This is a genomic window from Variovorax sp. 10L421, assembly GCF_056395365.1.
Genome location: NZ_JBFTJJ010000004.1, coordinates 64,550 through 86,420, shown reverse-complemented (window position 1 = coordinate 86,420; position 21,871 = coordinate 64,550). Strand labels below are relative to the sequence as shown.

General features: G+C 67.7%; 19 protein-coding genes and 1 pseudogene. 14 read left to right on the top strand and 6 right to left on the bottom strand.

Annotated features, from left to right (window positions below; translation table 11 throughout):
• Positions 1 to 9: 9 nt before the first annotated feature.
• The 3 genes from AC1DFC_RS08530 to AC1DFC_RS08520 all read right to left on the bottom strand — a co-directional run bounded on the left by AC1DFC_RS08530 (position 10) and on the right by AC1DFC_RS08520 (position 5,321).
• A complete protein-coding gene (locus tag AC1DFC_RS08530) occupies positions 10 to 2,124 on the bottom strand; it encodes a PAS domain S-box protein (protein WP_007831984.1) in 2,115 nt (704 codons plus the stop codon).
• Entirely contained in the window at positions 2,117 to 2,845 is a 729-nt protein-coding gene (locus AC1DFC_RS08525; protein ID WP_007831983.1) for a response regulator, read from the bottom strand. The genes AC1DFC_RS08530 and AC1DFC_RS08525 overlap by 8 nt, the downstream gene beginning before the upstream one ends.
• A gap of 103 nt (positions 2,846 to 2,948) precedes the next feature.
• The gene (locus AC1DFC_RS08520) at positions 2,949 to 5,321 is read right to left on the bottom strand and encodes a phosphoketolase family protein (protein WP_478178970.1); all 2,373 of its coding nucleotides are present in this window, start codon (positions 5,319 to 5,321) and stop codon (positions 2,949 to 2,951) included.
• Between the two features lie 191 nt (positions 5,322 to 5,512).
• Here AC1DFC_RS08520 and AC1DFC_RS08515 point away from each other — a divergent pair, with 191 nt between their 5' ends.
• The 3 genes from AC1DFC_RS08515 to AC1DFC_RS08505 all read left to right on the top strand — a co-directional run bounded on the left by AC1DFC_RS08515 (position 5,513) and on the right by AC1DFC_RS08505 (position 7,595).
• A complete protein-coding gene (locus tag AC1DFC_RS08515; protein ID WP_413334505.1) occupies positions 5,513 to 5,935 on the top strand; it encodes a hypothetical protein in 423 nt (140 codons plus the stop codon).
• A gap of 63 nt (positions 5,936 to 5,998) precedes the next feature.
• Positions 5,999 to 7,183 carry a DesA family fatty acid desaturase gene (locus AC1DFC_RS08510; protein ID WP_007827753.1) on the top strand — a complete coding sequence of 395 codons (1,185 nt, stop codon included), beginning with the start codon at positions 5,999 to 6,001 and terminating at the stop codon, positions 7,181 to 7,183.
• Positions 7,184 to 7,208: 25 nt separating this feature from the next.
• Positions 7,209 to 7,595 carry an RT0821/Lpp0805 family surface protein gene (locus tag AC1DFC_RS08505; protein ID WP_007827752.1) on the top strand — a complete coding sequence of 129 codons (387 nt, stop codon included), beginning with the start codon at positions 7,209 to 7,211 and terminating at the stop codon, positions 7,593 to 7,595.
• Positions 7,596 to 7,883: 288 nt separating this feature from the next.
• On the opposite strand, the gene AC1DFC_RS08500 is transcribed toward AC1DFC_RS08505, so the two are convergent.
• Entirely contained in the window at positions 7,884 to 8,717 is an 834-nt protein-coding gene (locus AC1DFC_RS08500; RefSeq protein WP_478178969.1) for a universal stress protein, read from the bottom strand.
• Between the two features lie 90 nt (positions 8,718 to 8,807).
• Between AC1DFC_RS08500 and AC1DFC_RS08495 the strand changes: the two are divergent.
• Positions 8,808 to 8,990, top strand: a pseudogene (locus tag AC1DFC_RS08495) (hypothetical protein); the annotation flags it as partial.
• A gap of 42 nt (positions 8,991 to 9,032) precedes the next feature.
• Here AC1DFC_RS08495 and AC1DFC_RS08490 read toward each other — a convergent pair.
• Positions 9,033 to 10,289: an MgtC/SapB family protein gene (locus AC1DFC_RS08490; protein WP_478178968.1), complete on the bottom strand. Its 1,257-nt coding sequence runs from the start codon at positions 10,287 to 10,289 to the stop codon at positions 9,033 to 9,035.
• Positions 10,290 to 10,399: 110 nt separating this feature from the next.
• Between AC1DFC_RS08490 and AC1DFC_RS08485 the strand changes: the two genes are divergently transcribed.
• The 9 genes from AC1DFC_RS08485 to AC1DFC_RS08445 all read left to right on the top strand — a co-directional run bounded on the left by AC1DFC_RS08485 (position 10,400) and on the right by AC1DFC_RS08445 (position 20,468).
• Positions 10,400 to 11,437, top strand: coding sequence for a zinc-dependent alcohol dehydrogenase family protein (locus AC1DFC_RS08485; protein ID WP_478178967.1), 1,038 nt, complete (start codon positions 10,400 to 10,402; stop codon positions 11,435 to 11,437).
• Between the two features lie 64 nt (positions 11,438 to 11,501).
• The gene (locus tag AC1DFC_RS08480; protein WP_413334495.1) at positions 11,502 to 11,879 is read left to right on the top strand and encodes a hypothetical protein; all 378 of its coding nucleotides are present in this window, start codon (positions 11,502 to 11,504) and stop codon (positions 11,877 to 11,879) included.
• Between the two features lie 16 nt (positions 11,880 to 11,895).
• Entirely contained in the window at positions 11,896 to 12,564 is a 669-nt protein-coding gene (locus AC1DFC_RS08475; protein WP_413334493.1) for a PRC-barrel domain-containing protein, read from the top strand.
• A 124-nt stretch (positions 12,565 to 12,688) separates the two neighbouring features.
• Positions 12,689 to 12,847 (top strand): hypothetical protein, encoded by a 159-nt coding sequence (locus AC1DFC_RS08470; RefSeq protein ID WP_478178966.1) that lies wholly within the window; start codon positions 12,689 to 12,691, stop codon positions 12,845 to 12,847.
• A 7-nt stretch (positions 12,848 to 12,854) separates the two neighbouring features.
• Positions 12,855 to 14,078, top strand: coding sequence for a class I SAM-dependent methyltransferase (locus AC1DFC_RS08465; RefSeq protein ID WP_478178965.1), 1,224 nt, complete (start codon positions 12,855 to 12,857; stop codon positions 14,076 to 14,078).
• Complete coding sequence (locus AC1DFC_RS08460; RefSeq protein WP_478178964.1) at positions 14,062 to 15,423, top strand: FAD-binding oxidoreductase; 1,362 nt, start codon at positions 14,062 to 14,064, stop codon at positions 15,421 to 15,423. The genes AC1DFC_RS08465 and AC1DFC_RS08460 overlap by 17 nt, the downstream gene beginning before the upstream one ends.
• 110 nt (positions 15,424 to 15,533) lie before the next feature.
• Positions 15,534 to 16,376 carry a universal stress protein gene (locus tag AC1DFC_RS08455; RefSeq protein WP_413334487.1) on the top strand — a complete coding sequence of 281 codons (843 nt, stop codon included), beginning with the start codon at positions 15,534 to 15,536 and terminating at the stop codon, positions 16,374 to 16,376.
• A 59-nt stretch (positions 16,377 to 16,435) separates the two neighbouring features.
• Positions 16,436 to 18,913 (top strand): cation-translocating P-type ATPase, encoded by a 2,478-nt coding sequence (locus AC1DFC_RS08450; RefSeq protein WP_478178963.1) that lies wholly within the window; start codon positions 16,436 to 16,438, stop codon positions 18,911 to 18,913.
• A 16-nt stretch (positions 18,914 to 18,929) separates the two neighbouring features.
• Positions 18,930 to 20,468 carry a bifunctional aminoglycoside phosphotransferase/ATP-binding protein gene (locus AC1DFC_RS08445; RefSeq protein WP_478178962.1) on the top strand — a complete coding sequence of 513 codons (1,539 nt, stop codon included), beginning with the start codon at positions 18,930 to 18,932 and terminating at the stop codon, positions 20,466 to 20,468.
• Positions 20,469 to 20,472: 4 nt separating this feature from the next.
• Here AC1DFC_RS08445 and AC1DFC_RS08440 read toward each other — a convergent pair whose 3' ends face one another.
• Positions 20,473 to 20,979, bottom strand: coding sequence for a universal stress protein (locus AC1DFC_RS08440; protein WP_413311936.1), 507 nt, complete (start codon positions 20,977 to 20,979; stop codon positions 20,473 to 20,475).
• 166 nt (positions 20,980 to 21,145) lie between these two features.
• Here AC1DFC_RS08440 and AC1DFC_RS08435 point away from each other — a divergent pair, with 166 nt between their 5' ends.
• Positions 21,146 to 21,730, top strand: coding sequence for a hemerythrin domain-containing protein (locus tag AC1DFC_RS08435; protein ID WP_413311937.1), 585 nt, complete (start codon positions 21,146 to 21,148; stop codon positions 21,728 to 21,730).
• The last annotated feature ends 141 nt before the right edge of the window (positions 21,731 to 21,871 follow it).

Genomic DNA, 21,871 nt, shown 5'->3' with positions numbered 1-21,871 from the left:
CCCGCCCGTTCAAGCGCCGCCGGCAAGCACCTTCGCCATGGCTTGCGCCAGTTCAGAGCGCGTGTAAGGCTTGGGCAGCAATTCCCAGCTTTGCGGCACCTCACGGTCGGCATCGAGCAGTTCCGACGAAAAGCCTGACATCAGCAGCACGGCCATTTGCGGAAAGCGCTGCTGAATCTCCGAGGCCAGGCGCGTGCCGCGCATGCCGGCGCCCAGCGCGATGTCGCTCAGCAGCAGGTCGAAGGGCCCGGCGCCCGCGTCCAGCGCCGACAACGCCTGCTCGGCCGTGGCGGCGGTGAAGACCTTGCAGCCCAGCGTGGTCAGGAAGGTGTTCGCGACCTTGCGCACTTCCACATCGTCCTCGACCAGCATCACGCGCAGGCCGGATGGAATGGCCTCGCCGGCGGGTTCTTCCATCGCGGCGGGCGGGCGGACTTCCTCCTGTTGCGGCAGATAGAGCGTGACCGTGGTGCCGTGGCCGATCTTGCTGTCGATCGCGACCGCGCCCCGGGACTGGTGGACGAAGCCGTACACCGTGCTCAGCCCCAGGCCCGTGCCGCGGCCGACCTCCTTGGTGGTGAAGAAGGGCTCGAAGGCGTGCTCCTTCACCTCCTCGGACATGCCCGTGCCGCTGTCGGCGATGGAGATCGCGACGAAACGCGCCGATGCATCGCCGCGAGGGTCGTTGCGCTGGCTGCGCAGCGCCATCGGCAAGGCGCGGCACAGTTCGGTGCAAAAGCGCAGCGTGCCTCCTTCAGGCATGGCGTCGCGTGCATTGATCGCGATGTTGAGCAGCGCCGATTCCAGCTGGCCCGGGTCCGCCATCACGGGCGGGCAGCCGGGGGCGGTGTCGATCTCGATGCGGATGCGCTGGTCCAGCGTGCGTCGCAGCATGTCCGCCAGCGAGTGCAGCAGCGCGTGCGAATCGATGGCGACCGGCTGCAGCACCTGCCGCCGGGAAAACGCCAGCAGCTTGCCGGTGAGTTCGGCCCCGCGTCGCGAAGCCCGGTTGGCAGCGCCCAGCAACTGTTGCACGTAGCCGTTTTGCGCGAGGGCAGGCAACTCTTCCAGAACCTGGAGGTTGCCCTGGATCACGGTCAGCAGGTTGTTGAAGTCATGCGCGATGCCGCCCGTGAGCTGGCCGACGCTTTCGAGCCGCTGGGCATGGTTGAGCGCCTCCTCTGTCTGCACGCGCTGCAGGCTGGTGGCAAGCAGGCTGGACAGCGATTCGAGAAAACGGACTTCCTCGTCGCCGAAGCGCTTGGATTCCTTCGAGCGCACCGACAACATGCCGATCACGCGCCCCAGGTCGGTCAGCGGCACCGCGAGCGCGCTGACCAGGCCAGAGTCGAGGTAGGCCTTGGGCACGGAAAACCGGTCTTCCCTGCGGTAGTCCGGCACCACGACCGGCCGGCCCTGGGAGAACACGAAGCCCGGCGGGGTGTCGGGGCGGTTGGCGATGCGCGCCCCTATCTCCTCGCCGGCGACCAGACCGACGCCGCTGGCCACCCGGAACTCGAGGCGGTTGCCGTCGAGCAGCCATACCATTGCAACCTCGACCTGCAAGGCCGTGGTGATGATTTCCGGCACGTGCTGGAGCACCACCTGCAGGTCGCGCGTGTCGACCGCCAGGCGCCCCAGCTGGGCCAGGTGTTCGCTGTAGCGCGCGCGCTGCAGCGCCTGCTTCACGCGCGGGTAGGCGCCGATGTCGCGGATGGCGGCCACGACGAAGGGCAGCCCGTGGCTCTGCAGCGGGCTGAGCGCAATCTCGACCATGACCTCGCTGCCGTCCTTGCGCTTGGCCACCAGCTCCATGTGCGTGCCCATCGGACGGGGGCGGGGCGCGCGGCCATAGGCCTCGCGGTACGAGGCATGGCGCGGGCGGATGCTGTCGGGCACCAGCACGTCGACATTCAGGCCCACCAGCTCGCTCACCGCATAGCCCAGCAGCGCGGCTGCCGAAGGGTTGGCGAGCATGATGCTGCCGGACTGGTCCACCAGCAGCAGCGAATCGGGGTAGGCGATGAAGAGCAGGCGGAACACGCTGCCTTCGTCGATGCCCGACGGCAAGCCCTGGATGGGCGCGTCGGGCAGGAAGGGCGGGTTGTCCGCGGCGTCAGCCATGGGAAACCGACGGCACCAGGATGTAGCCCGCGCCTCGCACCGACTTGATGAGCTGCGGATCGTCCGCATCTGCCTCTATCTTCTTGCGCAGCCGGCCGACCTGCACATCGATCGTGCGATCGAAGGGGGCGGCTTCGCGACCGCGTGTCTGCCCGAGCAGGAAGTCGCGCGACAGCACGCGGCCGGGATGGCGGGCAAAGGCCTGCAGCAGGTCGAACTCGCCGCCGGTCAGGGGCACTTGCTCGCCTTGCGGATTCCTGAGGCTGCGCGCGGCGGTGTCGAGCTGCCAGCCGGCGAAGAGCAGCTTGTCGGGAGAAACCGCTGCGGTTGGCGCGGCTGCAGGCGCCTCGGGCGTCAGCCGCCGCAGCACCGCCTTCACGCGCGCCACCAACTCGCGCAGGTCGAAAGGCTTGGTGACGTAGTCGTCGGCGCCCACCTCGAGGCCCACCACCTTGTCCACCGCATCGCCCCGGCCCGTGACGATGACGAGGCCGCAGCGCCAGCTTTCGCGCACGCGGCGCGCAATGGTGAAGCCGTCTTCGCCGGGCAGACCGAGGTCAAGCAGCACGAGGTCTGCGGGGTCGGTGTCCATCAGCGTCATGAGGGCCCGGCCGTTGTGGACCTGGGTGACACGGAAACCGTGGCCCTGCAGGTAGTTGGCCAGCAGCAGGGTGATGTCAACCTCGTCGTCGAGCACCGCGATGTGGGAGGCAGGTTTCATGCGTGGGCAAGGAAATAAGGCGCGAATGTTGTAAACATCCTGGATCGGCATGAGCGTAGCACGCACGCCTGGCCAGCGGCGCCGCTTGCAGCCCTGCCGCCGGCTATCGCGTCCAGCGCCAGTTCTCGACCTCCGGCATGTCCCGGCCGTGGCGGGTGATGTAGGCCCGGTGCTCCAGGAGCCTGTCGCGCAGATGCTGCTGCACATGCCCCGTGCTGTCGCACAGGCGCGGCACGCGTGCGATGGCATCGGCGGCGAGATGAAAGCGGTCCAGCCGGTTGAGCACCGTCATGTCGAATGGCGTGGTGGTGGTGCCTTCCTCGCAATAGCCGTGGACGTGGAAGCCGGGGTGGTTTTGCCGCTTGTAGATCAGCCGGTGAATCAGCGCCGGGTAGCCGTGGAACGCGAAGATCACCGGCCTGTCGGTGGTGAAGATGGTGTCGAAGTCGGCATCGGAAAGGCCGTGCGGGTGCGCGGCAGGCGACTGCAGCGCCATCAGGTCGACCACGTTCACCACCCGCACCTTCAACTCCGGCACCTTTTCGCGCAGCAGGTCGACGGCTGCCATCGTCTCCAGCGTGGGCACGTCGCCGGCGCAGGCCATCACCACGTCGGGTGTGCCGCCTTCGTCGTTGCTCGCCCATTCCCAGATGCCCAGGCCCGCGGTGCAGTGGCGCGTCGCGGCATCGATGTCCAGCCATTGGGGCGCGGGCTGCTTGCCCGCCACGATGACGTTCACGTAGTCGCGGCTGCGCAGGCAATGGTCGGTCACCGAGAGCAGGGTGTTGGCGTCCGGCGGCAGGTACACGCGCACGACCTCGGCCTTCTTGTTGACCACGTGATCGAGAAAGCCCGGGTCCTGGTGGCTGAAGCCGTTGTGGTCCTGCCGCCAGACGTGGCTCGTGAGCAGGTAGTTCAGCGACGCTATCGGCCGCCGCCAGCCGATGCCGCGCGCGACCTTCAGCCACTTGGCATGCTGGTTGAACATCGAGTCGATGATGTGGATGAAGGCCTCGTAGCACGAGAAGAAGCCGTGCCGCCCGGTCAGAAGGTAGCCTTCGAGCCAGCCTTGGCAAAGGTGTTCGCTCAGCACTTCCATCACGCGGCCATCGGGCGAAAGGTGGTCGTCGCCCGGCCATATCCGGGCGGTCGTTGTACGTTCGGTCACCTCGAACAGGGCGCCGAGCCGGTTCGACGCGGTTTCGTCAGGCCCCATCACCCTGAAGTTGCGATCTTGCGCATTGGCGCGCATGACTTCGCGCAGAAAGTTGCCCACGACGCGCGTGGCCTCTGCATCGACCGCGCCCGGCGCAGCCACCGGCACGGCGTGTGCGCGGAAGGGCGGCATCGTCAGATCCTTCAACAGCAGTCCGCCGTTGGCGTGCGGATTGGCACTCATGCGGCGAAGGCCCACGGGTGCGAGAGCCGCGATTTCGGGGCGCAGGGCGCCGCGCGCATCGAACAGCTCCTCGGGCCGGTAGCTGCGCAGCCACTGTTCGAGCAGTTCGACGTGGCCGGGCTTGGCTGCAAAGTCGGTGAGCGGCACCTGGTGCGCGCGGAAGGTGCCTTCGACCTGCAGGCCGTCAACCTGGCGCGGTCCGGTCCAGCCCTTGGGAGATCGCAGCACGATCATGGGCCAGCGCGGCCTCGTGTGAAAACCGTCCTTGCGGGCGCTGGCCTGGATGGCGCGAATGCTGTCCAGCGCTGTATCGAGCACGGCCGCCATCTGCCTGTGCATCCCGGCCGGCTCGTCGCCCACGACGAAGTACGGCTCGTGCCCGTAGCCACGCAGCAACTGCGTCAGTTCTTCCTCGCCGATGCGCGCCAGCACGGTGGGGCCGGCGATCTTGTAGCCGTTCAGATGCAGGATCGGCAGTACCGCTCCGTCGCGCTGCGGGTTCAGGAACTTGTTGGAGTGCCAGCTCGCCGCCAGCGCACCGGTCTCGGCCTCGCCGTCGCCGATCACGCAGCAGGCCAGCAGCGAAGGGTTGTCGAACACCGCGCCGTAGGCGTGCAGCAGCGAATAGCCCAGCTCGCCGCCCTCGTGGATGGAGCCCGGCGTCTCGGGCGCGACGTGGCTCGGAATGCCGCCCGGGAACGAGAACTGAGTGAACAGGCGCTGCAGGCCCTCGGCATCCTGCCCGATGGCGGGATACACCTCGCTGTAGGTCCCTTCGAGGTAAGTGTTGGCGACCACGCCCGGCCCGCCGTGGCCCGGGCCCGCGATGAAGATGGCATCGAGGTCCCGCGCATTGATGGCGCGGTTCATGTGCGCATAGATGAAGTTCAGGCCCGGCGTCGTTCCCCAATGCCCCAGCAGGCGCGGCTTGATGTGCGAGAGCGAGAGCTTCTCGCGCAGCAGGGGGTTGTCCATCAGGTAGATCTGGCCCGCCGAGAGGTAGTTGGCGGCGCGCCACCAGGCATCGAGCAGCGCGAAGTCGTCGTCCGGAATTGCCGGTGCGGGGGAGAAGGGCATGTCGAGCTGCTTTCTGGGTGGACGGACATTCCAGTATGGGCATGCGAGCGTGCGCAGGGTTGATGTCGCTCAAACCGGTAACAACCGATACAGGAGGCGTGGCTTTGTGTTGCCTTGATCCCGCGCAAGCCGGGCAGGGCGGTGCGGCGTCAGCATTCGTGTGAACGCCCCGTCGGGCAAGAGGACACACCATGAACTCCGGCTTCACTTTTCCGCTGGCGCTGTGCAAGGCGCAGTACGGCATCTGGCTGCACTCGCTCGAAATGTTCGAGACGATCGGATCGCGCATCCTGCAGGACGGCATCGCACTGACCCGCGCCGAGACGGATGCCGTCATGCGGGCCGAGGACTGGCCGGCTCTGGCCATGGCGCCGATGCAGGCGTTCCGGCGTTCGGACACGGACGGTATTTCGCACACGCCGCCGGTAGCCGTCGAGGCCTCACCGTCCCGACGGGCTGTGGTGAACGACGCCTTGCGCACCCTCCACGGGGCATTGGCCGCGGCAGAGGCATCCATATCCCATTGCCATGGCGGCGAAAGTGCGCATTGCGGGCGCAGCGGCAAGACCCGGCGAGTGATCTCGCAGGTGAATGGCCAGAGGCTGGCGTGTTGACCTGCATCAAAGCCCGGAGCCAGTGCAGTCCGCAGAATCGTCCGCACTATTCACGAGGTACGAATGCAAACCCTGCTTTATTCCGGCGCTCTCGATCTTCCCTGGTGGGGCGCTGTGCTGGTCGCGCTGGTGCTCACGCACGTCACCATCGCTTCGGTGACCATCTTCCTGCACCGCCACCAGGCGCATCGCGCGCTCGACCTGCACCCGGCGGTGAGCCATTTCTTCCGCTTCTGGTTATGGTTGACCACCGGCATGGTGACCAAGCAGTGGGCCGCAGTGCACCGCAAGCACCACGCCAAGTGCGAAACACCCGAAGACCCGCACAGCCCGCAGGTGTACGGGCTCAACAGGGTGCTCTGGGGCGGCGTGTTCCTCTACGTGCGTGAAGCGGGGCATGCGGAAACCCTCGAGCGCTACGGCCACGGCACGCCCGACGACTGGCTGGAGCGCAATCTCTACTCGAAGCACAAGATCCTCGGCATCGTGCTGATGGGTATCGTGGATATGGTGCTCTTCGGCGTCGTGCCGGGCAGCCTGATACTGCTCACGCAGATCGCGTGGATTCCATTCTGGGCGGCCGGCGTGGTCAACGGCATTGGCCACTACTGGGGTTACCGCAACTGGCCCGCCCGTGACGCCAGCACGAACATCTTTCCGATCGGCATCCTGATCGGCGGGGAAGAGCTGCACAACAACCATCACGCCTTTCCCAGCTCGGCCAAGCTCTCCAGCAAGTGGTTCGAGTTCGACATCGGCTGGCTCTACATCCGCACGTTGCAGGCCCTGGGGCTCGCGACGGTGAAGCACGTGGCGCCGACGCCGCGCCTCGTTGCGCCCAAGGCGAATGTCGATCTCGCCACGGTGCAGGCAGTCATCCGCTGCCATTACGACGTGCTGTCGAACTACACGCGCTCGCTGAAGAAGGCCTGCGTCGCGGAACTCGACCGGCTGCGTCGCATGTCGCCGGAAGCCGCACGCGCCCTCAAGGCGGTGAAACCATTGCTGGGCAAGGACCAGGGCCTGCTCGGCCCGTCGCGTTACCAGCAGGTGTTGCAGGCATTGAATGCATCGCAGGCGCTGGCTACGATGTACGCGATGCGCGGGGAACTGACCGCCTTATGGAGCCGTTCCACGGCCACCGGCGAGCAGCTCGCCCGGCAGTTGCAGGACTGGTGCCAGCGCGCCGAGGCGAGCGGCATCGCGCCGCTGGCCGATTTTTCGCGGCGCCTGCGTTCCTACGCCTGAACGGCCGAGCGTCCAGGAGATGCGAATGAAGCTTGCACCGGTTATTTCCGCTTCGTACGTTGCACTGGCGCTGACCGGCTGCGGCAGCTTTCCCGGGCGCACACCAGCCGGCAGCATGCTCACCGGATCTCTCGCGGGTACGGCGCCCGGCAGTGTGGCGGCCAGGGCGATGGACGACAACGACCGCCGCCGCGCGGCGAGTGCATTGGAAACGCTGGCGAACGGCGAGTCCTCTGTCTGGCGCAATCGCGAGACGGGCGACAGCTTCGTTTTCACGCCCACGCGCAGCTTCGACCAGCGCGGCGCCCGGTGCCGCAACTTCAAGCTGGAAGTGTCGGTCGGCGGGCGGTCCGACAGCATCGGCGGCAGCGCATGCCGGCAGGCCGATGGGGCCTGGCGCATCCCGGGCTGAGGCACGGTGACAGAGGCCGAGCCTGGTCCGGCGATTCGATGTCTGCAACAGCGACGCCGACGGCCTCTGCGCAGTCGTGCAATGGCGGTTGCACGAGCCCGGACCGGCTGAGTTCGTGACGGGGCTCAAGCGCGACATCGCGCTGCCCGGCCGCGTCGAGGAGGCGCTGCAGCGCGCCGCCCAATGCGGCTCGGAAGGCGGCACGTGCGCACAAGGAGGAGACCAGCGCGCGAAGCCCTTGTCCGTCTCTGGAAAGCCGCCGGATGAGGTTTTGGCGGGCGCCGCCGCTCAGTGCGCCATCCAGACCGGGACCGTGGCCGACTCCAGCATCGTGCGGGTGGCGCCTCCGAGCACGAGTTCGCGCGCACGGCTGTGGCCATAGCCGCCCATGACGATCAGTCCGGCGCCGATCTTCCCCGCCAGCGACAGCAGCGCTTGGCCGGCGTGCCTGCTGTCTTCCAGGGCCAGGTGCTCCTGCACCTGCCCAATGCCGTGCAGGCGCAGGTAATCCCGCAGCCGGGACATCGGCGGCACGGGGTCTTCGCTGTCTGCGCAGGCCTCCAGGTGGACCTCCTTCGCCGCCTGCAGCATGGGCAGGGCAGTGGTAAGTGCGTGGGCGGACTCGCGTGTCGAACGCCAGGCGACCAACACCTTCTCCGGCTTCGGGGACACCCTGCCGGCAAAAGGAACGATCAATGCAGGCTTGCCGCTGCCGAGCATGACTGCCTCGACAAAGTCGCCGGGCACATCGAAACCGGCCACGTCCCGCGGGTTGCGCTGCCCCAGCACCATGAGGTCGCAGGTGAGCGCGCGCTGGATGAAGCTCTCGACGACGGGTTCGCCGCGCAGTTCGCGCCAGTCGCTACGGTTGGCATGGTCTTGCAGAAGGCGCTCGAACACGGCTGCGGCATGGGCGCGGTGATCGGGATCGACCTCTCCGGCCATCGGCATTGACGGAATCCCACCCATCAGCGGTAGCACCGCCAGCACGGACGGGGACACCGCGAAGAGCGCGGTCAATGCCGACTCGTGCATGGCCGCGAGCCGGTGCGCGAGCCGCAGCCGCACCTCGGCACGTTCGGTGCCATCCAGGTGGACGAGGATTGAGCGCAGCGTGTTCATTTCAGGAACGGATGTGGTGAATGAGGAGAACTCTAGAAGTCCGCCGGGCCCGGCGTCTTGCGCTGGATCAAGGCGCAGCGAGGGCATCTCGGCATGCGCAACTCGCACCTGCTGTCGATTGCGCCTGCCGGCACCATCAGCCTTGCCCTTTCGGACAACGCGAGCCACAGCATCGAGCCGGCCTACGCCTGGACCTTCACGCGACGCAAGCGACTGCCGGAGGGCGGGGTGAAGGAGTACGTGGTCGAGGACCCTGCGCTCAGGCTGTACCGTGGCCCGCAGGCGGCGCCCGGGCTCGCGTTCGTATGAAGCGGCTCACCCCTTGAGCCAGACCGCGACGGCGCATGCGCAGGCCAGGCTTGCCACCAGTGCCGCCGCCACGCGCAGCGCATAAGCCCTGCCGCCGGCAGCCAGGGCCACCATGCAGCGTGTGAGCGTGTTGGTTCCGACCGCCACGAGCACGCCGCGGACGAACTGATCCGCGGACAAGGTGCCGGCCGCGTGCAGCGAGGCGAGCGAGGCCACGGGCGCGTGCGCGTCGACCAGCGCCGCGAGCGCGATGCCGACCTGCAGGCCGGTGTCGCCGAAGTGCCGCTGCGCCGTGCCCACCAGCAGCGCAACCAGCGCCAGTGCGAGCGCGACGGTGAACGCTTCGCGCGGGCGCAGCGCGGTGCGCGTGCTGGCGGGCGCCTCGATCGCCGCTGATGGCCGGGAAGACAGAAGCGGCAGCAGGCCCACGGCCGCCGCGCCTGCCGCGCCGGCAAGTGCCACCGGCAAGAGCGCGAGCCCGGCCGGCGGCGACAAGGCGGTGGTCATTGCCAGCGCAAGCACCCAGGTGGCCACCGCAGACAAGGCCGCAGCACCGGCCAGCAGGCCGGTGTGCAGTGGCTGTTCGCGCGCACGGTTGCCGAACGAGGCCACGGTGGCCGTGCTCGACACGAACCCTGATGCAAAGCCCGCGCCCAGCAGGCCGCCACGCACGCCGAGCCATCGCACCGCTGCCTGTCCCGCGGCCTGTATCGCCATGATCAGCAGCACCATGGAGGCCAGCGGCCGGGGATTGATGCCGCCGAGCATCTCGATGGGCCGGGAAGGAATGAGCGGCAGCGCGATGAGGGCGAGCGCCGCCAGCAGGATGCCGTCGTGCAGTTCCTGCTCGCTGAGCAACTCGGTTGCAAAGCGATGCAGCCTGCGGCGCGCCGCCAGCAGCAGTGCCAGGCCGGTCCCGCAGGCCGCGCCAAGCGATGGCTCGATGATGCACAGCACGCCGACCAGGTAAGTAGCGAACAGGGCGATCTCGGTGGTCATGCCCGGATCTTGCGAGCGGCTCTTCCAGTGCGACACAGCCGCCAGCGTGGCGACGAGCGCTCCCCCGATGGGAACAAGCGCCGGGACGGGAAGAATCTGCGCGACAGCACCCGCCAGCGCCACGACGGCGAAGGTGCGCAGCCCCGCGGCCGCGCGCCGGTCGCCGTCGCCCTTCCGGCGTTCGCGTTCGATGCCGACCATCATGCCGATGCCCAGCGCCACGGCCAGTCCGACGATCGCAGCCGATGGGCTGAAGGTGTTCATGCATTCAGTGTCCTCCGGCGTGGCGGCGCGTCAAGGCATCTGCACGGCGACGCAGGCATTCCTTGCGCTATCTCAAGGGGCGCGCGAACGGGGACGCATAACGTGGTGGCATGAAAGCACTCGTATACAGGGGCCCCGGCCTCAAATCGCTCGAAGACCATCCCAAGCCGGAGATCCAGGCGCCGGGCGACGCCATCGTCAAGATACTCAAGACGACCATCTGCGGCACCGACCTGCACATCCTCAAGGGCGATGTGCCGACCTGCACGCCGGGCCGCATCCTCGGGCACGAGGGTGTGGGTGTGATCGAGAGCGTCGGCGCCGGCGTCACGGCCTTCAGGGCTGGCGACCATGTGCTGATCTCGTGCATCTCTTCGTGCGGCAAGTGCGAGAACTGCCGCCGCGGCATGTATTCGCATTGCGCCACCGGTGGCTGGATTCTCGGCAACACCATCGACGGCACGCAGGCCGAGTACGTGCGCATTCCGCATGCGGACACCGGCCTGTATCCCGTTCCGCCTGGCTCGGACGAAGAGGCGCTGGTGATGCTCAGCGACATCCTGCCGACCGGTTTCGAGTGCGGCGTGCTCAACGGCAAGGTCGCGCCCGGCAGCACGGTGGCCATCGTGGGCGCCGGGCCGATCGGACTGGCCACGCTGCTCACGGCCCAGTTCTATTCGCCGTCGCAGATCATCCTGATCGACCTGGACGACGGCCGGCTGGAGGTTGCGCGCCGCTTCGGCGCGACGCACACGATCAACAGCACCGACGGCAAGGCGGCCGAGGCGGTGCTCGCGCTGACCGGCGGCCGCGGCGTCGACGTGTCGATCGAGGCGGTCGGCATACCGGCCACCTTCGTGCTGTGCCAGGACATCGTGGCGCCCGGCGGCACCATCGCGAACATCGGCGTTCACGGGCACCCGGCCGAGCTTCACCTGGAGCGGCTGTGGTCGCAGAACATCGCGATCACCACGCGGCTGGTCGACACCGTGTCCACGCCGATGCTGCTGAAGACGGTGCAGTCCCACAAGGTGGACCCGGCCCGGCTGATCACGCACCGCTTCACGCTGGACCAGGTGCTGGATGCCTACGACACCTTCGGGCGCGCCGCCGAGACGCATGCGCTCAAAGTGATCATCGAAGCGTAGGGCCCTTGCGCCTGCCGGACTTTTCTTCCGCCTCTTCCATTTCCTCTTTCCAACGGGTTCTTCAATGTCGCTTTTTCATGCAGTCGCCTGGGTCGATCACCACGCAGCGCAAGTCCTTCAGTTCGACGCTTCGCAGGTTCTTGCGCAGCAGGTCAGGGAGCATGTCCACTGCACGCGGCAGCATGGCAGCAACGTGCGCAGCGAGCACGAGTTCTTCGGCGAGGTGTGCGATGCGATGAAGGGGGTCGCCGAAGTACTGGTTGCCGGCTCCCATACAGCGCAAACCGACTTCCGCCACTACGTCGAGAAGCACCGTCCCAAACTGGCGCAGCACATCGTTGGCTGGGAGACGGTGGGGCACATGAGCACCAACGAACTGATCGCGCTGGCGCGTCGCTACTTCTCGCTGCATGCGGGCATGGCAACGCCCATGAAGACCTGATGAGCCGGGAGCTCCCATGAAGAGAGCTGGAAACATCGCCGTTCTGGGCATGGCGCTCGCGCTCGCCAGTACTGCGGGCGCGCAGGTGGCCGGTACCAGGCGGCTGGGCTCCACGACCGCCGAAACCGAGCAGGTGATCGCTGGATGGAGCGCGAAGCAGAGCATCCTCGGACGGCCCGTGTACAACGCGTCGGGCGATACGCTTGGCAAGGCGCTCGACCTGATCGTCGGCACCGACAAGCACGTGACCTTCCTGATCGTCGTCACGGGCAATCCCCTCGGGGCATCCAGGCGCCTCGTCGCCGTTCCCGCGGCGCAACTGCAGGTGCACGGAAGCCGCCTTGTGCTTCCGGATACGGACCGGCTGTCGCTGGCTGCGCAGCCAGCCTTTGTTCATGCCCCCATCACCCGCACGCAGAGCACTATCGTCGAGCAGGCGCAGAAGGATGTGGACAGGGCCCGGCAGACCATCGCCCGGCTGGAGCGCATCTCCGCCCATCGCAGTGCGGAAAGCAGGGTCGACCTGGAACTGCAGATCCTCGAGCTGAGGCAGCGCCAGCAGGTGGTGGAAGACAAGATGGCCGAAATGGAGGCCGCGGACGCGGCGCAATGGCAGGCCGTGGAAGCCGAAGTCGGCCAGGCCTCGGCGCGCCTGCGCAGTGCGATCCGCGGCGCACCGGCCTGACGAAGCATCGCCCGCGCCCAGAACGAACTTTCAGCTCATGGAGACATTTCTCATGCCCAACGACGCCTTTTCCATAACTCCGACGGTCCCGACTGCATTCGGAGCCGGCTACCTTCAATCCGTGATGAATTGGCAGATGGCCGTCGGCAAGAGCATGTTGCTGGCACAGCGCGAGCAATGGGAAATGCTGGCGGCCTGGCAGCGCTCGATGGGCGCAGTGCAGCGCGAACTCACGGACCAGTGGATCTGCCGCTTCGGCGGCGGCGTACCGCTGGACGGCTAGGCGCGCGATGCTGTCCCTTCCACTGCGCAACATGCTCGACGGCATCGGCCAGCGCGCCGCGACGCGCTTCGCCGTTGTGATGCCCGACGGCAGTCGCCATGGCGTGGGCGAGGGCCCACCGGTCTTCACCATCACCTTCCATACCGAGGCCGCGTTGTTCGCCACGGCGACGCGCGGCCACATCGGCTTGATGGACGCCTACTTCGACCAGGAAGTGGACGTCGAGGGCGATTTCGGTGCCGCCCTGGCGGCCGGCATGACCGCCGGCTTCGACCAGCAGGCCGGTGCGCTCAACGGCATCGAGAACAGCCTGCACGAGTTGCGCCACTCCAACCGGGACCCGGCCCATGCCAAGGCCAACGCACGCGCGCACTATGGCCTCGGCACCGGCTTCTACCGGCCGTGGCTCGACGATCCACTGATGATGTACACCTGCGGCTACTGGCCCGAGGGCACCCGCAGCCTGGAGGAAGCGCAACGCCGCAAGATCGACCACGTGTGCCGCAAGATCATGCTGAAGCCCGAAGACCGCTTCATCGACATCGGCTGCGGCTTCGGCGGTTTCATGTTCCGCGCGCGGGAAAAGATCGGCACCACCGGCGTCGGCCTCAACACCACCACCGAGCAGGTCGAATGGCTGCGCGACGAGATCGAGCGGCGCGGACTGGAAGCCTCGCTGCAGGTGCGCGAAGCCGACTTCCGCGACGTCGACGAGCAGTACGACAAGGTCGTATCCATCGGCACGCTGGAGCACGCGGGCCGCGACCAGCTGCCCGAGGTGATCCGGGCGCACGCGCAGTTCCTCAAGCCCGGCGGGCTCGGCATCCTGCACTTCATCGGCCACGTCGGGCGCTTCGAGACGGAGCTCTTCATACGCAAGCACGTATTTCCCGGCGGCTGGATTCCCAGTCTGGCCGACGTGATCGTGGAAATGGAGCGCAGCGGCCTGGAGGTGCTCGACATCGAGAACCTGCGCCGGCACTACGCACCCACGCTCGATGCCTGGGCCGAACGCTTCGAGACGCATTGGCCTGCCATACAGATCCTCGACCCGCAGCGCTTCGACGAACGCTTCCGGCGCATCTGGCGCACCTACCTGATCGGCTGCGCCGAGATGTTCCGCTCGCAGGCGGGCTACACGCACCTGTTCCAGATCGTCTTCAGCAAGGGCAATGTGACACCGCAGAGCTACCCGATGGGCAGGGAGCACCTGTATGAACCGCAGCACTGAGGCGCTGGCTCACGCGGAACGCAGGAGCCACCTCATGGCGGCCATGCGCGAAGACGGCGTGGGGCCGGCGCCGCCGATCGCGCTGGCCAAGCGAACGTCGAACCTGTTCCGCGACCGCCAGGCCGGTCCGAGGCGCCTCATCGACCTCGGCGATTTCAACCATGTCATCGGCATCGATACCGCATGCAGCACGGTCGAGGTCGAAGGCATGGCCACCTACGAGGCTCTGGTGGCTGCAACGCTGCGGCACGGCATGATGCCGGCGGTGGTGCCCCAGCTCAAGACCATCACCGTGGGCGGGGCGGTAGCGGGCGTGGGCATCGAGGCGACATCGATGCGCCAGGGGCTGGTCCACCACTCGGTGCTGGAACTCGACGTGCTGCTGCCGGACGGCCGCATCGTCCACTGCACCCCCGACAACGCGCATCGCGACCTGTTCTTCGGCTTTCCGAATTCCTACGGTTCGCTCGGCTACGCACTGCGGCTGGTGCTGCGCACGCTGCCCGTGCAGCCCTATGTGCGCGTGGAGCACATCGCATACGAGCATCCCGAGGAATTCTTCGCGGCGCTGGCCGAGGCCTGCGAGGGCGATGCCGACTTTGTCGACGGCGTAGTGTTCGGCCCCCGGTCGATGGTGCTGAACATCGCTCGCTTCGAGAACACCGCCCCCTGGCTGAGCAACTACGAGTTCGAGCGCATCTACTACCGCTCGCTGCTGGAGATGCCGGTCGACTACCTCAGCGTGCACGACTACCTGTGGCGCTGGGATACGGACTGGTTCTGGTGTTCGCGCAACTTCGGCGCGCAGAACCCGCTGGTGCGTCGCCTGTTCGGCCGTGAGCACCTCAACTCCCGTACCTACACGCGGCTCATGCGCCTGAATGCCCGCTGGAGCGTGACAAGGCGCCTGGCAGCATGTCACGGGCTGCACACCGAATCCGTGATCCAGGACGTCGACGTCCCGATCCGCTCGGCGCCGGCCTTCCTCGACTTCCTGCAGCGCGAGATCGGCATCCTGCCGGTCTGGATCTGCCCGTTGCATGTGCCGGACCCTGGCGCCTGCTTTGCGCTGTACCCGCTCGATGCGGGCACGCTGCACGTCAATTTCGGCTTCTGGGACGTGGTCGAGCGCCGCGAAGCGCATGAAGCGGGGCACTTCAACCGCCTGGTCGAACAGGAAGTGCTGCGCCTGGGGGGCATCAAGTCGCTCTACTCGGACAGCTTCTTCACCCGCGAGGAATTCGACAGCGCCTACGGCATGGGCACCTACACCATGCTCAAGCGCCGCTACGACCCCGAAGGCCGCGCACCGCATCTGTACGACAAGTGCGTGCTGAAGCACTGACCCGGCGTTGGTTTGATCGCCGTCAACCCCCGCGCGCTCCCGGGGCACAAACATCTGTCTGACGTCCATTTCCTGCGCCAGGACGCGGCGCACCACCTTGCGGGGCATCCATGAACTTCAAAACCATCCTCGTTCACCTGGACCATTCGGTCCGCAGCTCAGTGTGCGCCGCGATGGCGGCCCAGTGGTCCCGGGCGCACGAGAGCCACCTGGTCGGGCTGGTGCCCACGGGCCTGTACGACGGCGTGATTCCCGCCGACGCCATCGCCACCGGCATGACCGACTACATCGTCGAGTCGGCCGACTATCTGCATCGGCGAGCCGAGGCTATCGCGCGCGAGTTCAGGGAAGGCATCGCCGGATCGGGGCCCTTGTCGTACGAGGTGCGGCTGGTCGATGGCGCTACGGTGGACGCCGTTGTGCGGTACGGGCGCGCGAGCGATCTCGTGGTGCTCGGACAGGAAGACGACTCGAACAGGAAGGACACCACGGTGCGCGGGCTTGCCGAGCAGGTGCTGATGGAAGTGGGGCGACCGGTGCTGGTCGTGCCTTCGGCCGGTGCGTTCGGGGGGATCCCGAAGAACATCGTTGCGGCCTGGGACGGCTCGCGTGAAGCCGCCATGGCCCTTCAGGCGGCATTGCCGGCGATGAGGCGCGGGACACGCGTCACGCTCCTGTCGCTGCGCCACCCGCGCGACGAAGACAACACGCAGCAGCTGCTGGTATCGGACATGATCCAGTTCCTGCTGAGGCACGGCGTGCAGGCGCGTGCCGAGTCCGAGGTGACCGAAATCGACGTCGCAGACGCGTTGCTGTCGCGGGTTTCGGACCTGAGCGCCGACCTGCTGGTGATGGGCGGCTACAGCCATTCGCGCCTGCGCGAGCGGATCCTGGGCGGCGTGACGCGGCAGATCCTCGCGCAGATGACGGTGCCGGTCCTGATGGCGCACTGACGCGGATGGCCGCGGCGGCCGATGGCGGCACGCTTGACGCAAGACACCCAGGACCCATCGTGACCGACAACCCGCCTCAGGGCCTGACCGATTCCGAGGCCGCGCAGCGCCTGCGCCGCGACGGTCCGAACGTGCTGCCCTCCGTCTCCCGCAAGGGATTGGCCCGCATCGCCTGGAGTGCGCTGACGCAGCCGATGTTCTTGTTGCTGCTGGCGACCGCCGCGTTGTATGCGCTGCTCGGCAGCCTGGGCGACGCCGGCATGCTCGCGCTCTCGGTGCTGCTGGTGGGCGGGCTGTCGATCTATCAGGAGCAACGGACCGAGCGTGTGCTCGAAGCGCTGAAGGAGCTCTCCAGCCCCCGCTGCACGGTCGTGCGGCAGGGGCGCGCGCTGCACATCGCGAGCCGCGAGCTGGTGCGCGGAGATCGCCTTCTGGTGAACGAGGGCGACCGGTTGTCCGCCGATGCGCGGATCGTTGAGGCCGTCGGGCTGCAGGTCGACGAGTCCTTGCGCACCGGCGAATCGATGCCGCAGGGCAAGCACGCGAACGTCGAAGGCGAGGGCGGCCGGCTCTTCGCGGGTAGCCTGGTGGTGCGCGGCGATGGCGTGGCCGAGGTGACCGGCACCGGCGCGCACACCGCACTGGGGGCCATTCACCGCTCGATCTCCCAGCTCGCGTCCCGTGCGAGCCGGCTGCAGGAGGAATTGCGCCAGCTGGTGGGGCGCGTCGCCTGGCTTGCGGCCTTCACCTGCGTCGTCGCGGCAACGGTGTTCGCGCTGCGCGAGGGCTCGTGGACGCAGGGCCTGCTGGTAGGACTGACGCTGGCAATGTCGCTGATCCCCGAGGAGTTCGCGGTCGTGTGGAGTGTGATGCTGGCGCTCGGCAGTTGGCGCCTTGCAAGGTCGAACGTGCTGACCCGCCAGCCGCAGGCCATCGAGGCGCTCGGCACCACCACGGTACTTTGCGTGGACAAGACCGGAACGCTGACGCACAACCGCATGGCGCTCACGGCGCTGTACGACATGGAGGCGGAATGCAACCCGGGCGCGGGCGAGCCGGCCGCGCGCTTTCATCGCCTGCTGGCGGGCGCGCTGCGCGCCAGCAGCACGGGCGGCGTCGAGCCCATGGACCACGCGGTGCGCGCCACCGCGCAAGCCGCGGGCCTGGCCGGCGGCGATGCAGGCTGGACGCCCGGCCCGCGCCGCGGCATCCGCGACGGCATGCCCTATGTCGTGCACTGGTGGCAGGCGCCCGGCGAAGCCGGGCAGACGGTGGCGGTCAAGGGCGCAGCGGAGGCCGTGCTCGGGCTCTGCGATGCCGAGCCGGCGCTGATGCAACGGCTGTGGGAAACCGCCGACCGATGGAGCGCGGCTGGCCTGCGGGTGCTCGCAGTGGCCGAGGGGCATGCGGCGCAAGCCGGCGACGACGCCGCGCTGCCCGGCGGGCTGCGCCTGGCGCCGTTGGGCCTGCTCGGCTTCATGGACCCATTGCGCGCGGAGGTGCCCGGCGCCATCGAGGAATGCCGGCGCGCGGGCGTTCGCGTGGTGATGATCACCGGAGACGCGGCCCTCACAGCCCGCGCGATCGCGCAGCAAGCCGGGCTGATCGATGGAAGCGAGTGGCAGGTGATGAGTGGCAAGGCGCTGGCCACGATGGACGACGAGGCACTGCGCCGCTGCGTACGCGACGTGCAGGTCTTTGCGCGGGTCGATCCCGCGCAGAAGCTGCGCATCGTGCGGGCTCTGCAACGGCAGGGGGACATCGTGGCGATGACCGGCGACGGCGTCAACGACGCACCGGCGCTCAAGGCTGCCGACATCGGCGTCGCGATGGGCCTGCGCGGCACCGATGTTGCGCGCGAAGCTGCCTCGCTGGTGCTGCTGGACGACAACTTCGCTTCGCTGGTCGAGGCAGTGCGCGCCGGCAGGCGCATCTTCGCGAACCTGCGCAAGGCGCTGGGCTATCTCTTCGCGGTGCATGTGCCGATCGTCGGCGTGGCGCTGATCCCTGTCGTGATGGGCGGCCCGGTGCTGTTGCTGCCGCTGCACGTGGTGCTGCTGGAACTGTTGATCGACCCGGCCTGCTCGCTGGTGTTCGAGGCCGAGCCGGCGCCCGACGACAGCATGACGGTGCCGCCGCGTCCCCGGGACGACGCGCTGTTCTCGATGGCTTCGGCGGCCCGCGCGTTCGCGATGGGGGCCCTGGTCTTCGTTGGCGTGGCGCTGGTGCAATGGGGCTGCCGCGCGCTGGGGGCCACGCACGAGGAACTGCGCACGGCCAGCCTCGGGTCGATCGTGCTCGGCAACCTGCTGCTGCTCGTGTGGTTTCGCGGCGCCAGTGTCCGGCTCACGCACACCAACACGGTGTTCAATGCTCTATTGGTTGGCGTGTGCGTGGTCTGGGGGATGCTGACGGCGGTGCCTGGCGTGGGGGCCCTGTTCGGCCTGCCGGATACGTCTTCGCCGTGGGCCTTGTGGGTCGTGCTTCCTGCGGGCTGGTCGCTTTGGCGCCTTTTCGCCATCTCCAAACGTCATTGAATCGCAAACAAGCCATATGGACACCACACTGGTCAACGCACTGCGAGAGCAACTCCAGCGGGAGACCGGGCAACCCGTGGTCTTGGTCGAAACGCACATTTCCTGGGTGCTGCTGACGCGGACGCAGGCCTTCAAGCTCAAGAAGCCGGTACGCCTGCCGTTCCTGGACTTCGGCAGCGTCGAGGCCCGAAAGCACTTCTGCGAGGAGGAGCTGCGCCTCAACCGACGCTTTGCTCCTTCGCTCTACATCGACGTGGCACCGGTCTGCGGCACGCGCGAGTCGCCGCGCATCGGCGGCGCCGGCACGGTGATCGACCACGTGGTACGCATGCTGCGATTCCCGGGGTCGTCGCTGCTGCGCGACCTGCTGGTGGAAGACCGGCTGCAGCCCGCGCTGCTCGACGGCTTCGCGCAGCGGCTGGCGGCCCTGCACGCGGCAGCGGAGCGAGCGACGCCGGTGTCAGGCTTCGGCAGTCCTGACTCGATCGTTCGAGCAGCTACGGATGCGCTGGCCGCGTTGCGGGCGCAGGGCGGCGAAAGCCGCCTCGCCCCCCTTGCAGCACTGGAGACGTGGGTTCGGGAGCAAGGCCAGGTGCTGCGCATGGCATGGATCGCCCGCCAGCAGGGCGGCTCGATACGCGAATGCCATGGCGATCTGCACATGGCCAACGTGGTCCTGGTCGACGGTGCGCTCATGCCTTTCGACTGCATCGAGTTCGACCCGGCGCTGCGCTGGATCGACGTGATGAGCGACCTTGCATTCCTCACCATGGACCTGAAGGCCCACGGCCGCGACGATCTCGCACTCCGCTTCCTGGACGCCTGGATGCAGCACAGCGGTGACTACTCGGCCCTGCAGGTGTGGCGCTTCTACGAGGTTTATCGGGCGCTGGTGCGGGCCATGGCCACGGGACTGGGTCCAAGGCCCCCGGATGGCGAGGCCCGGCCCGACTACCTGGCCTGCGCAACGCGGATGACGGTGCAGCCGGAGGAGGGCGCCCGCCTGATGATCACGCACGGCTTGTCGGGCTCAGGAAAATCCAGCGTCGCCTTGCAACTGTTGGGCGCCGCGGGCGCTGTCCGCGTGCGATCGGACGTGGAGCGCAAGCGGCTGTATGGCCTCGATCCGCTGGCGCGCTCCGCCGCCCTTGGGCTCGACATCTACGGCGCGCAGGCAACGCGGCAGACTTTCGAAAGGCTGCGCGCCTGCGCCCGCGATGCACTGCTTGCGGGCTATCCGGTGATCGTGGACGCGGCCTTCCTGCGCGGCGCCGAGCGACGCAGCTTCGAAGCCCTGGCAACCGAGCTCCGCGTGCCTTTCACGATCCTGGATTGCCGCGCAAGCCCGGCCACGCTGCGCCGCCGCGTGGCCGAGCGCGACACGGCAGGCACGGACGCCTCGGAAGCCGGTCTCGCAGTGCTGGAGCGTCAGTTCGAATGGCAAGACCCGCTGGCAGCCAACGAGCGCGCGCTGGCCATCGAGGTCTCCACCGAAGACACCGTAGACATCGCGCTGGTCGCAGCGCGCTGGCGCGCCGCGACCGCGAACCGCTGAACCCTCACTGGCTGGCGAGCGTTCCGCTCGGCAGTGTGAAACGCTCGTGTTCGGTCTTCGCGCTTTCGGGCGCACGCACCAGCAGCACCGGCACGGGCGACAGGCGCAGGATGTGCTCCGCGCTGCTGCCCATGACCCAGCGGCCGAGTCCTCGACGGCCGTGAGTGCCGATCACGATCAGCTCGGCCTTCGATGCTTCCGCCTCGGCGATCACCTGGTCGTACACGGTGCCCTTGAAGCTGTCGAGCAATACGGTGTCGGCTTCGACGCCTTCCTCGACTGCCTTGGCCCGCGCGGCCTCGAGCAGCTTCGTGGCGTTGCCGCGCAGTTCTTCGAGCCAATTGCCGGCATGGCCCGCGTAGGCATCCATGGCCAGCGCGAAGGACAACTCGTCGATGACGTGCGCCAGGCGCAGGCGCCCGCCCGTGAGCTTTGCCAGCTTGATGGCTTCGGCCAGGCCATGGCTGGATGTGGAACTGCCGTCAATGGGAACAAGAATTCGCTGGTACATGGCACGACTCCGGTTTGTGGTGTGGATCGGTCCAGTATCCGCACGGGCGCTCCGCGCGGCTTGACATTGATCAAGCGCGGGGCCTGCCGACGGCCAGGGCTTGATCTGGAACAAGCCTGCGCGCGAACGAAAGCGCCACCCTTGAGGCATGCACAGGACAACCCTCATGACCCACGCCACCGTTCGCATCATTCGCCAGGAGCACGCCGCGCTCGCCGCCATGCTCCGCTCCATCGTCATGCTGCTCGAGCAACACCGCAAGCAGGGCACTTTGCCCGATTTCGCGACGCTGCGAGCCATGCTCTTCTACGTGGACGAGTTTCCGGAGAAGCGCCACCACCGCAAGGAAACCGAGTTGCTGTTTCCCAAGCTGCGCGCCAGGACGCCGATCTCGCGGGATCTGCTCGACAAGCTCGACGGCGACCATGCCAAGGGTGAGCGCAGGATCCGCAACGTCGAGCACGCGCTGCTCGCGTTCGAGATGCTGGGTGAGTCGCGGCGCGAAGAATTCGAGAAAACGGTCGGCGAGTATGTCGACTTCTACCTGAGCCACATGGCGCTGGAGGAGCGCGAGATCCTGCCGCTGGCCGAGCGCGTGCTGACCGAGAACGACTGGCGCGACCTGGACGAAGCCTTCGCCCAGAACCGCGACCCGATGACCGGACACGTGCCCGATCTCGAATACAACGCGCTCTTCACGCGCATCGTGAACATCGTTCCCGCGCCCATCGGCCTGGGACCGGCCCTCTGAGCCGGTTGCCGGCTCAACGCACCAGCACGTAGGTGCCCGGCGCGTCGCACAACGGCGGCATGCCGCGCCGCGGCGCACCCAGCCGGGACCGGGGGCGTCAAGAAGTCGCTGCTCCACGGTGTACACCGCCAGCAGGCCAAG

Coding starts and splice junctions, on each gene's coding strand:
- AC1DFC_RS08530 (WP_007831984.1), bottom strand. CDS start 2,124: ATGGCTGACGCCGCGGACAACCCGCCCTTCCTGCCCGACGCGCCCATC.
- AC1DFC_RS08525 (WP_007831983.1), bottom strand. CDS start 2,845: ATGAAACCTGCCTCCCACATCGCGGTGCTCGACGACGAGGTTGACATC.
- AC1DFC_RS08520 (WP_478178970.1), bottom strand. CDS start 5,321: ATGCCCTTCTCCCCCGCACCGGCAATTCCGGACGACGACTTCGCGCTG.
- AC1DFC_RS08515 (WP_413334505.1), top strand. CDS start 5,513: ATGAACTCCGGCTTCACTTTTCCGCTGGCGCTGTGCAAGGCGCAGTAC.
- AC1DFC_RS08510 (WP_007827753.1), top strand. CDS start 5,999: ATGCAAACCCTGCTTTATTCCGGCGCTCTCGATCTTCCCTGGTGGGGC.
- AC1DFC_RS08505 (WP_007827752.1), top strand. CDS start 7,209: ATGAAGCTTGCACCGGTTATTTCCGCTTCGTACGTTGCACTGGCGCTG.
- AC1DFC_RS08500 (WP_478178969.1), bottom strand. CDS start 8,717: ATGAACACGCTGCGCTCAATCCTCGTCCACCTGGATGGCACCGAACGT.
- AC1DFC_RS08490 (WP_478178968.1), bottom strand. CDS start 10,289: ATGAACACCTTCAGCCCATCGGCTGCGATCGTCGGACTGGCCGTGGCG.
- AC1DFC_RS08485 (WP_478178967.1), top strand. CDS start 10,400: ATGAAAGCACTCGTATACAGGGGCCCCGGCCTCAAATCGCTCGAAGAC.
- AC1DFC_RS08480 (WP_413334495.1), top strand. CDS start 11,502: ATGTCGCTTTTTCATGCAGTCGCCTGGGTCGATCACCACGCAGCGCAA.
- AC1DFC_RS08475 (WP_413334493.1), top strand. CDS start 11,896: ATGAAGAGAGCTGGAAACATCGCCGTTCTGGGCATGGCGCTCGCGCTC.
- AC1DFC_RS08470 (WP_478178966.1), top strand. CDS start 12,689: ATGAATTGGCAGATGGCCGTCGGCAAGAGCATGTTGCTGGCACAGCGC.
- AC1DFC_RS08465 (WP_478178965.1), top strand. CDS start 12,855: ATGCTGTCCCTTCCACTGCGCAACATGCTCGACGGCATCGGCCAGCGC.
- AC1DFC_RS08460 (WP_478178964.1), top strand. CDS start 14,062: ATGAACCGCAGCACTGAGGCGCTGGCTCACGCGGAACGCAGGAGCCAC.
- AC1DFC_RS08455 (WP_413334487.1), top strand. CDS start 15,534: ATGAACTTCAAAACCATCCTCGTTCACCTGGACCATTCGGTCCGCAGC.
- AC1DFC_RS08445 (WP_478178962.1), top strand. CDS start 18,930: ATGGACACCACACTGGTCAACGCACTGCGAGAGCAACTCCAGCGGGAG.
- AC1DFC_RS08440 (WP_413311936.1), bottom strand. CDS start 20,979: ATGTACCAGCGAATTCTTGTTCCCATTGACGGCAGTTCCACATCCAGC.
- AC1DFC_RS08435 (WP_413311937.1), top strand. CDS start 21,146: ATGACCCACGCCACCGTTCGCATCATTCGCCAGGAGCACGCCGCGCTC.